Genomic DNA, 9,511 nt, shown 5'->3' with positions numbered 1-9,511 from the left:
CATCAAAATCGCTTAAAACGCGCTGCTGTCGATTTCGCTAAAAACCGACGTCGCAGCGATAAGACTACCTCATTTCGAGATAGGAATTCAAAGCCCCCAAAATATAGTCGAGTTCCGACGGGTAGATTTCCTCGTTGCCATTGAACGGGAAAAACTCCCGCGCCGGGATCGTCACTTTGTGACCGCGCCCGGCCTGTCCGCCGAAATGCTGGACGGCGGCATAGACCATGCTGTTTTCGACGATGAAGGAATGCGCGTCGGCCGTGACGTGGAACTGGCGCTCAAGATCGTGCGACTGGCCGATCAGCGGCTTCTTCGACATGGCAAGCTCAACGCCCTTCTTATTGATCCCTCGCTTGCCGAATCCTCCCCGCGCCTCGAGGTATGCCTCGATCGTGGCGCGCGCATTGGGCGCCCAGCGGCTGCCATCGGGGCCGGTGCTGGCCGGGAAGCGCTGTTTGATGCGCTCCATCACGCCTTCGCCCAGCCCCTGCATGACCGGCTGCATGTTGGCGACACGGGCGGCGACCGCCTGGTGTGCGGCCGAAAACCCTTCGTCCAGGATCTTGCTAACGATGGCTACCATAGCGATTCCTTCAATCGGGGGCTATACTTGAGACCCGATGAGGGACGAACGGGAAGGCGTCCGTTCAACCGTAGGGCCATGCCACACGGGGATGGTGGAACTGCCGACCACCCCCTCATCGCACCACCTCATACCGCGTTCTGTCCTCCAGCGCCTGCGTGTTGATCTTGAAGGCCGAGCGCACCATGTTGAGCGTCACCTTCTCCTTGCTCATCACAAAATCGATCTCGACGACCAGGCGGATCGAGCGATCGTCGTCGGCCGACGGCAGCACGTAGAGCAGCTTGCCGTTCGTCTTGTCGAGATAGGTCCGGCGCGATCCGTCGAGCAGCTCGGGCAGGCGCTTCCATTCAGCAATGCTTAACGCATCCCCGGCCTGTTCGTGGCGGGCCGCTTTCTTTCCGACGACCAGGCTATCCTCGACGGCGATCTCTGCCGTCGTCGGCCGGGGCAGGCCCGCATTCTCCAGGGCGTCGATCTCGGAAGCACGAACAGCGCCGACGATCTCCCATTCGTTTCGGGTGACGCCGGCCGCGACCACGCTGTCGATCCAGGCGGCGAATTCGGCGGCGCGCTGCTCGAGCGTGATGACGTCCTTCATGGCCTCGTACATCGCCGCACCGATCGGCGCATCCAGGCGAATCAGCTTGGCGTCGATTAACGCCTGCAGCGTCTGGCTGACATTCGCACCAGGTGCATAGTCGAAGCCGCGATCGATGCCGGGGATCAATCCTTTGCCGTCCCGCTCATCCCAGCCGGCCGGCGGCTCGGTGGCGTCGCCTTCGCCCGGCTCGCGAACGGGAACGACGCGGCAGTGACAGCCCCAGCCGTTCGGTGGATAGTGCGTCGCCCAGAACGGGTGGTCGTAGCGCAGCGTCAGGCGGATCTGTCCCCAGTGCGCGTGCATCGGGCGCGGGTGCATGACGCTATCGTTGTGGACGTAGCGCCAGTACGGAAATTCCGCAAGAAAGTCGGGATCGGTCAGTTGCCGATAGCGACCGGCGGCATAGCTCGTCGCCATGTTGGTCTGGTAAATGACCTTCGTCCGCCAGGCTTCGCCGGCCTTGCTGCCTTCGCCCGTCCAGCCGGTCCAGCCGTGCTGTTGCACGATCTGGCGAAAGTCGGTGCGGAACGCTTCAATACCCAGGCCGTCGCGCATCGACCGATCAATGGCAAAGCGCAGATCCTGAATGAGATCGGCCTGCATGGCGCCGGCGACGATGAAGGCGCGATCATTCGCCGCCTTGACGATATCATCCCAGCGCTCCGACGGCAGATTGAGCTTCTGCCGGAAGAACTCCAGCTGTGCCTCGAACGGGGTATTGAACCCGAACTTCACTGCCCCGCCTCATCGCGCACGTCGGCCATGCCGCGCAATTCCGCCAGGGCGAACGCAGCGGCCATGTGCCGCGTTAAATCCGCCGTGTCCAGGTGACCATACGCCTCGAGCAGCGTGCGTTGCAGCGTGGCCAGGTCGGGCGCTTCCTGGACGATGCGCGAGAGCGCTGTCAGCAGATCCTCGACGGTTGGTGTCGCCGAGGCCGAAAGCTGGTCGGAAAGTTCGGCGGCGGGCGACGCTGCGCCGCCGGCCGCAGCCATCGCGGCCAGGGATGCCGGCGGCGTTGGTGGCGTGGGCTGGGTTTTCTGGGGCGTCAGGACGGCCTGGCCATCGGTTGGTACCGGAATCTTCAGCTTGTCATGCGCCCAATCGGTCGGGATCTGCATGCCGATGTTGACGAGCGGCGGCAGCGATTCGGCCAGCAGCTTGATGTCTTCGGGCTCGCCCGTGTCGAATACCAGGCGCGGGCACCGACGCAGGCCGTCGATGTTGCCGCGATTGAGGGCGATCAGCGGATAAAGCAGATCGCGGGTGATGGTGCCGGCGATCTCGCGCACGTCGGCGACCAGGATGTCGCGGCGCACCTCGCGGTGCAGATCTGCGTTTCCGGATCCGATCCCGCTCGATTTCGACTCGGCGCTCATCGTCTGGCCGAGGATGACCTTGGACTGCGAGCGTTCGCACCAATCGACCAGCGAGAGGTGGCCCGATGAGTCGCCGCCCGCCGTAACCTTCTCGATTTCGATCTGCATGTCAGCCGGCATGATGGCGCGGGCATCGTGGCCGAGAGCGACTACCGCCCGCAAGAGACTGGCTTTTTCCTCATCGTTGGCGCCGGCGTAGTACTTGCCCGTGATGATCGGCAAGCCGAACGTCTCAAGCAACTCGGCAAAATCCCCGATGGCATAGCTCTTGTACAGGAACGACCAGGACAGGGTGCGGTGCAGCCCAAGGCGCCCTTGATAGCCGGTCTTTGCCTTGCCATGCGTATGGAACACCCATCCAAAGGGCGCCAGCGGCGCGCCGTCGACGCTCATGTCGCGCAGGCGAATATTCCGGCGTGCCTGGTCGAGCTGGAACCATTCCTGCGGACGCGGGAAATAGGCGGGCAGCCATTCGCTTCCCTCCGAGCGCCACTCGAGTTCAACCGGCGCGAAACCGTGGCCGACGCCGTCCATTAACGCGATCATGAGATCCTCGATCGGATCCACAGCGTCGGTGAGTACTTCGAGCAGCCATTCCGTGTGCGCCTTCTCGGCGGCGGAGGCGTTGCGCGGCGGAACAATGGTCCAGTCGAGCGAGAGCGGCGCCAGCTTGCGCTTGCCCATCTCGGCGGCGATATGCGCGTCCCGTTCTTCCATGTCCGAGAACAGGCGGTGCTGTGCGAACAGGTCGCCGTTGTCGGCGGCGCGCAGCGTATTGGCCAGGCGCGCCGGCGTGAGGCCGTCGAGCATGCCAGTCAGATACTCGTTCTGCAGACTGGCCACGCGGCTCGTCTGCACCTCCTTGAGCAATCCCTTGTCGAACGGGATTCCGTATTGATCGACGATCTTGTTCACATCATTCTCCTGGAGTTTCCGCCGAAATCGTCATCGCGACCGGAACGACGGGAAATTGACTGAAACCCTCGGCCACCGCCGGCACGGCTGACGGACAACTCCCAGAGCATGTGCAGCGCATCAGGACCGTCGTCGTGGTCGGCTTTCGGGAAGTGGCGCAGCTGGTCGATCAGCGTTGTCTGGCTCGGATGCAGGCGGATCAGCCCGTTGGCCATGTGCGGCTGCAGGCTCTCAATGCGCAGCACCTTGTCGGAGATCGGCGTCACCGCGCGGGCCGGGAACGGGATCCCGGCCGCCGCCGCGCGCTTCACCAGTTCGCTGTACAGAAACGCCTGGAACTGGACGGCTTCGACCGACCAGAGCAGGCAGCGGTACTGGCGCTGGAAGGCGATCGCGTCTTCGATGATGCGATCGGGCAGGCGTTTTTTGATCGCGGCCTCGACGACGTCGAGAATGCCGGTTTCGCGGTTGAAGCCACCAACCAGGAGCGCGGACGGGTCGCGGCTCGCCCCTTGTTTCCCGAGGGAAGGATCGATGGCGCCATAGAACAACCAGTTCGACAGGTGGCTGACCCAGAAGTTGATGACCTTGGCGAACGGCGCATTGTCGCCGGCGACCGGGTCGTTTTGGTATTCGCTATCGAAGGTGTCGTGGCCGTCACGGGCGCGGATCTTCATCAGGGCGAGCAGCGGACGCGCCGCCCATGAGACGACGCTGCCTTCGTCCATGACATCTTTACACCTGGTGTAAAAATGGTCGGCCGCCTCTTCCCCCTCATTGCGCAGCAACTCTTCCCACTTCTCCCACATGTCCATGTGGTTCGGCCAGGTGAGCAGCGCCTTGAACTTGGCCGAACGCCAGAGCTTGTTCGAGAGCGTCCGGTTAAGGACCGAGTCGTAGTGCAGGATGGTGCCGATATAGACGACGTCGAACTTGGCGCCGGCGCCGCCGAGCGGGAGAACCGTCTTCGTCAGCCAGCTCTGCAGCTTGTCGCGCTGGTCCGGATTGCGCACCTGCTCATCGTTCTCGATATCGTCGAGCACGCACAGGTCAGGGCGGTATGGGCCGTGGCGCAGGCCGCGCAGTTTCTTGCCAGAGCCAGCGACCTGGACCTTGACGTCGCCCCGGGTGACGATCGTGCCAGCCTGCCAGACACGGCCCTGGCCGACGGCTTCCGGAAAGTCCATGATCAACCGCGGATTGAACTCCAGCTCGGCCTTGATCGCTTCCAGCATCGGATACGCCTGGTCGATCGAGTCCATGACGATGACCGGATAACGCTTGCGACCGGTGACGATGCACCACAGCACGAACAGCTGCGAGACGAGCGTGGATTTCGCCTCGCCCCGGGACGCCGCGATCGCGTCGGTCTCACTCTTTTCGCTCTTTACGATCTCAACCAGGCGCGAGAACAGATACTTGTGCAGCTCGGATTTATGGGGGCTGCGGATGTAGTGCGGGAAGTAGGTGTTGACGAAGAAATCGAAGTCGTCATTCGCCCGAGCAATGCGCCTGGCGCGCTCGATCGGATCCGGAGAGAACCCGGAAACCTCGGCTTCAATGCGCTGGCGCAACTGAGCGGCAAAGGCGACCAGGTCGTTAAATGCTTCCTTCTGGGAGAGTTTTTTGGCCATTTTTAACGCCCTGGCTTATCCAGCGGCGCTGATGCGCCGGGATTTCGCGGATCGGGTAATTGCGCCACCTCGACGCACCTGAAAATCGATTTGCCCACATAAAACCCGCCGAGCCGTCGGCACTCATCGGCATTGTCGACGTTGGCGCGCCGATAGCCGGCTATGTAGCCAGCCCATATGCACAGCGCGCACAGAAACAATGCCCACCCGGCATTCATCGCTTGCCACTCGCCCAGGCTTCGACCGTCGCCAGCATCTTGTCGGCCAGCGCCGGGTGCAGGCGGCAGAAGAGATCGGCGACGCCCTTGATCGCCCCGGTCTCGATCGCCAGTTGGTCGGCCTCGGGCATCATCCCCTTGCCGGCCGCCTTGAGTTTCGAGACCGTGTCGCCCAGGGTTGCGACGGCGCTGACGGCTGTAAATGGATCATCGGTCTCCTGCAGTCTCTCCAGGAGCGATTCACAGCGCATGAGACCGGCAGCGATGATGCGCCCCATTGCCTGCTCGATGCCGCCGCCGGCGACGATGAGGGAAGCGGCCCGGAATTTATCCCAGTCGTCGCCCGCCTTCTTCGCGGCGTTAAACCAGTTGCGCGCCGTGTGATAAGGAACGGCCACCTTGTCGGCGGCCGCTTCCAGCGGAAGCCCGCCGATATAGGCGGAGCGCAGCTCGAGGCGCTTTTCAGGAGGATGTGCCATTTTTCCACTCCTCAATTTCGGTCGCCAACTCCTTGGGGATGCGCTTCAGTTCGTCAACAAAGAACTTGACGATGGCGCGCTCGGTGGCGTCCATACTGTTCTCTATAAAGTCCCTGAACCCTTGCAGCCCTTCAACGTTACGCGAAATGGATTCGGCGACAAGGCCGTGAGCGATGATGGAAATGACGCGTTTCTGAGCCTTTGTCAGCCTGGCCATCACGCTTCCCCGGGGAATTTCGCACGCTTGGCGACGACGTCGTGGCCGCGCTCCGTGCAGCGCGCCACCTCGCCAGACCACTGGATCAGGCCCATCTCAACCAGCCAGTCGATGTCGGCGCGGACCAGGTCGGCGCTGGCGACGATGAAATGGGTCATCTCGATATCCTTGCGTAGCGCCAGCACGGTCGAGACGCCGAACGAGATCGACATCAACAGCGAGCTGCGGCGCTTGAGTTCCTGAGCGGTCATGGCATGCCTTTCTCGATGATTCTGGCGAGGATCTGGCGGAGCGTCTGGCCCTGCCCTTCGGACTCTCCAACCAAGTGATTGACCTTTTCGGCGAGTTCGTTGATTGCCTCATAGACCCGGGACAGATCGTCGTGACTCGGCGCCGAACCAGCAGCAGCCTTCAGCCCAGAGACGTCACGATCAATTTGCTCGATGCGGGAGGCAACAGAGTCAATCTGGCAGCCGTCGCAACCCGCTTTCATCTTGATGACCTTCTGATTGATCTCGTCAATGTCCTGACCAAGCTGAGTGACGCGCTCGTTGGTCTTGTCGTTGCGCCTCTCCAGGATCACCCACACCAGCCCGAAGAAATTCACAATCCAACAAATCACCTGCCCCCAATCTTTCACTGCTTGGATATCCATTTCCTCTCCCTAAAAGGCGTTAATCGCGTCTTCCAGCTCTGCCTGGCAGTCGACGCATGTTTGAACGCCGGGATAGGCTTCGCGGCGATCCTGATAGATGGCGGCGCCGCACATGTGGCACTCGTAGGCTGAGTCTTCGACGGTCTTTCCCTGGAGACCGGCGCGGATTGCTTGAGCCTCAAGGGCGCCTTCGCGGTCTTCTTCTTCCGCGTGCGTCGCCCAGTCGGTGATGTCATTCACAGTGACGCACCTTGTACAGCGGCGCATCGCCTACAGCCCGCACAACGTCGGCGGGCGCATGGGCCATCCCAAGGCCGCGCGGGGACCACCCGGCCAAGCGATAGATCAGCGCAGGAAGCTCATAGCGAAAAGGCAGGCCGCCGTCCGATTTCGGCGCCGGCCACCGAAGCCAGCGAATAGCGGCGATGCGCAGCAACGTCGACAAGGCCGGTCGAACCTTCCAGCAAAGCATCTTCCAGGCATACACATACGCCCGGACACGATCGACCGGACTGCGGTAAATATCGAAATCCACGCCCCGATAATTCGACAGCGGCACAGGGGCGGCGCCCTGGGCCGTGGGAACCACGACCAGCAGGCGATCAACACTGCCGCAGGCCACCCAGATGGCGATACCGACGTCGGTATAGGGCGATCGCGTCACCAGGCGGGTCAGCGCCGGGATGATGCCGTGTCGTTCGCGAAAAGCGATCAGGTCGCCGGTTCTGATCGACCGTCTAGCGCACTCGTACCGCATTACCGGTCGCCTCCAGCCAGTCGATCAGCCCCCGGTGCCGATCCTTGCACTGGTGATACGCCTTCGCCACCGCGATGTGATTCGTCAGCAGATCGCCGATCATCCCGCTCGCCGGTGGTGGCAGCGGTCCGCAGGGCTCCATATCCGCTGCAGGTGGTGTCAGGATCGGCATTGGCATTGGCTGCGATCCAGAGGCACAGCCCGTCAGGATCAAGGCGGCACTGAGGAGCAGAATGCGTTTGAGCATAGGAAATCTCCTTGGTCTGGATGGCGTTAAAAAACGCCTCCGTTTGGACTTTGCGCGCCGCCGAATTGCTCTCGGCCTTACCTCCGGCGATCGCGGCCTGATTGTGTTTTTTGACGCCACCTTCAACGGCCGCGACCTTGTTGGCCTCGTTGGCGTTGTGCTCGTTCGAGCGCCCGAAGAAATACATGGCGATCGCCAAAACGGCGACGACTGCCAGGCCGATCGCAGCACGATTCATTTGAGCGTCAGCGCCTGCGATGAGATGACGCGCAGGACCGCGTTGACGACCGGCAAAAGCACCGAGACGGCCGCGTAGAAATTGACCGGCAGGAACGGCTGCAGCAGGCCAGTGACAGACTCCAACGCCACCAGGGCGGCGACAGCGATGTTGAAGAGGACCGTTTTCGATTGATACCAGGGCTTGTTATCCATGCCAGTGTGCCTTCACGAAAATGACGATTGAAAAGACGCTGTAGACGGCTCCGGCGATCGTGAGAAAAACGCCGATGATGAACGGCGTGAGAGCGTCATACGATTCCGCCGACTGCCACTTCGGATTGACGTGCGCCCAGACGATGAGGCCAATTCCGACGCCAAAGGTCGCCAGGTAAATCAAGAGCGCCTGCCAGTGTTCAAGATGCATACGTCGCCTCCTTGAGTGGGCACCCTGGCCTAACCATGCCAGTGTGCTTTCATGAAAATAACGAGCGAGAAAAGGCCGTAAGCAGCCCCGGAAACAACGAGCAGGCAACCGATCAGACAAGCCCTGATCTGCCACTCAACCCGGACAAGTCCGTTTCGTACATAGTCGCCAAATGCCCAGGAGATCATCCATGCCCCAAGAGCGATGGGCGCCAAGAAACACAGCAGGGCGAAGGAAGGACCAAGACTCATGATTTATCTCCCAAGAAATAGATCGCGCTCATCCGCGCGCCGCCTGACCAAGCCGGGAAGCTCTTTGCCGCCGCCGTGAATCCAGCGGCCGAACTCATTTGCCGCGCCAGTCTTGTCCCCTGCCTTGAGCATCCGGAACATCGTCGACGTCTCAAACGCGCGCAGGCCAACGTTGAAGCAGAAGCTCGCCAGCGCATCGAATTCGTTTTGGGTGAGATCCGGAAATACCGCAGAGAGATAGATCTCAAGCGGTTCCAGATCTCGGGCGAGCAGCATCTCGCCTTGCGTTTTGGATATCGGCGGGTAGATGCGATCCGACTCACGGACGACATGGCCATAGCCGATGCTGGGCTTTCCCGCAGGACAGCGATAAACCGTCGGGGAAAATGACTCGTGAGACCTGATCAGTTCAAGGCCACGAGGAGATGTATGTTTTCTGGGTGCCATGCGCACACGTTACGTGCGCGCGCAGGAAGGGTCAGTGCCGATGCGCTTCGTTTCAGGGCATTAAAACAACTGGGCTTGCTCGATCATTGCGGACGGACCCGGCGTGGGGGCGTTGATGATCGTCTCGACCTGGCGATAACTGATCGGGCGAAACTCGCGAACGATGACTGAAACGGCGCCACGACCAGTATGACCTTCTTTTATCAGACTATCATAACGCGTGATCATTCGACGATTGCGATCTGCCTTCATCGCCTTAAAACACATGGCGATATACACAGGCTCCGTGCCGCCGTACTCTGCTGCAAGAATCTTCATTGCTTCTGCCCCAATGACTTCCTCGATAGCCGCCCAGGTATCACTCTGGTCTGTTTTCGGGATGCGAAGATCCTGCCCGCCGAACTCGGCGACAAGCTGCATTGCCTTGCCGTGGCCAATTAGGCGAACGATGTCTTCGATGACAGACGGAAGTCTCATGG

At 61.3% G+C, this 9,511-nt stretch carries 16 protein-coding genes; all 16 read right to left on the bottom strand.

Features of this window, described 5'->3' with window-relative positions:
* Positions 1–64: 64 nt before the first annotated feature.
* Positions 65–586, bottom strand: a complete 522-nt coding sequence (locus BLR25_RS18120; protein WP_091939743.1) for a phage virion morphogenesis protein — start codon at positions 584–586, stop codon at positions 65–67.
* Positions 587–701: 115 nt separating this feature from the next.
* Entirely contained in the window at positions 702–1,925 is a 1,224-nt protein-coding gene (locus BLR25_RS18115) for a phage head morphogenesis protein (protein WP_091939741.1), read from the bottom strand.
* Positions 1,922–3,484: a DUF935 domain-containing protein gene (locus BLR25_RS18110; protein ID WP_091939739.1), complete on the bottom strand. Its 1,563-nt coding sequence runs from the start codon at positions 3,482–3,484 to the stop codon at positions 1,922–1,924. Before BLR25_RS18110 ends, BLR25_RS18115 begins: the two co-directional genes overlap by 4 nt.
* The gene (gene terL / locus BLR25_RS18105; protein WP_091939737.1) at positions 3,481–5,118 is read right to left on the bottom strand and encodes a phage terminase large subunit; all 1,638 of its coding nucleotides are present in this window, start codon (positions 5,116–5,118) and stop codon (positions 3,481–3,483) included. Before terL ends, BLR25_RS18110 begins: the two co-directional genes overlap by 4 nt.
* A 214-nt stretch (positions 5,119–5,332) precedes the next feature.
* Positions 5,333–5,815 carry a DUF1804 family protein gene (locus BLR25_RS18100; protein ID WP_091939735.1) on the bottom strand — a complete coding sequence of 161 codons (483 nt, stop codon included), beginning with the start codon at positions 5,813–5,815 and terminating at the stop codon, positions 5,333–5,335.
* A complete protein-coding gene (locus tag BLR25_RS18095; RefSeq protein ID WP_091939733.1) occupies positions 5,799–6,032 on the bottom strand; it encodes a hypothetical protein in 234 nt (77 codons plus the stop codon). Before BLR25_RS18095 ends, BLR25_RS18100 begins: the two co-directional genes overlap by 17 nt.
* Positions 6,032–6,283, bottom strand: a complete 252-nt coding sequence (locus BLR25_RS18090) for a hypothetical protein (protein ID WP_091939731.1) — start codon at positions 6,281–6,283, stop codon at positions 6,032–6,034. Before BLR25_RS18090 ends, BLR25_RS18095 begins: the two co-directional genes overlap by 1 nt.
* Positions 6,280–6,687, bottom strand: coding sequence for a hypothetical protein (locus tag BLR25_RS18085; protein WP_091939729.1), 408 nt, complete (start codon positions 6,685–6,687; stop codon positions 6,280–6,282). Before BLR25_RS18085 ends, BLR25_RS18090 begins: the two co-directional genes overlap by 4 nt.
* A gap of 9 nt (positions 6,688–6,696) precedes the next feature.
* A complete protein-coding gene (locus BLR25_RS18080; RefSeq protein ID WP_218122807.1) occupies positions 6,697–6,927 on the bottom strand; it encodes a TraR/DksA C4-type zinc finger protein in 231 nt (76 codons plus the stop codon).
* The gene (locus BLR25_RS21065; RefSeq protein ID WP_143009919.1) at positions 6,920–7,444 is read right to left on the bottom strand and encodes a hypothetical protein; all 525 of its coding nucleotides are present in this window, start codon (positions 7,442–7,444) and stop codon (positions 6,920–6,922) included. Before BLR25_RS21065 ends, BLR25_RS18080 begins: the two co-directional genes overlap by 8 nt.
* Entirely contained in the window at positions 7,425–7,616 is a 192-nt protein-coding gene (locus BLR25_RS22010; RefSeq protein WP_425438697.1) for a hypothetical protein, read from the bottom strand. The genes BLR25_RS21065 and BLR25_RS22010 overlap by 20 nt, the downstream gene beginning before the upstream one ends.
* A gap of 309 nt (positions 7,617–7,925) precedes the next feature.
* The gene (locus BLR25_RS18070) at positions 7,926–8,123 is read right to left on the bottom strand and encodes a hypothetical protein (protein ID WP_091939724.1); all 198 of its coding nucleotides are present in this window, start codon (positions 8,121–8,123) and stop codon (positions 7,926–7,928) included.
* On the bottom strand, positions 8,116–8,334 hold the full coding sequence (locus BLR25_RS18065; RefSeq protein ID WP_091939722.1) for a hypothetical protein: 219 nt from the start codon (positions 8,332–8,334) through the stop codon (positions 8,116–8,118). Before BLR25_RS18065 ends, BLR25_RS18070 begins: the two co-directional genes overlap by 8 nt.
* Positions 8,335–8,363: 29 nt before the next feature.
* Positions 8,364–8,585 (bottom strand): hypothetical protein, encoded by a 222-nt coding sequence (locus BLR25_RS18060; RefSeq protein WP_091939720.1) that lies wholly within the window; start codon positions 8,583–8,585, stop codon positions 8,364–8,366.
* 3 nt (positions 8,586–8,588) lie between these two features.
* Positions 8,589–9,032: a lysozyme gene (locus tag BLR25_RS18055; RefSeq protein ID WP_091939717.1), complete on the bottom strand. Its 444-nt coding sequence runs from the start codon at positions 9,030–9,032 to the stop codon at positions 8,589–8,591.
* Positions 9,033–9,092: 60 nt separating this feature from the next.
* Entirely contained in the window at positions 9,093–9,509 is a 417-nt protein-coding gene (locus BLR25_RS18050; RefSeq protein ID WP_091939715.1) for a hypothetical protein, read from the bottom strand.
* Between the last annotated feature and the right edge of the window lie 2 nt (positions 9,510–9,511).

The sequence above is a fragment of the Propionivibrio dicarboxylicus genome (genome assembly GCF_900099695.1).
Classification (GTDB): Bacteria; Pseudomonadota; Gammaproteobacteria; order Burkholderiales; family Rhodocyclaceae; genus Propionivibrio; species Propionivibrio dicarboxylicus.
This window is presented reverse-complemented; position numbering and strand designations above follow the sequence as displayed.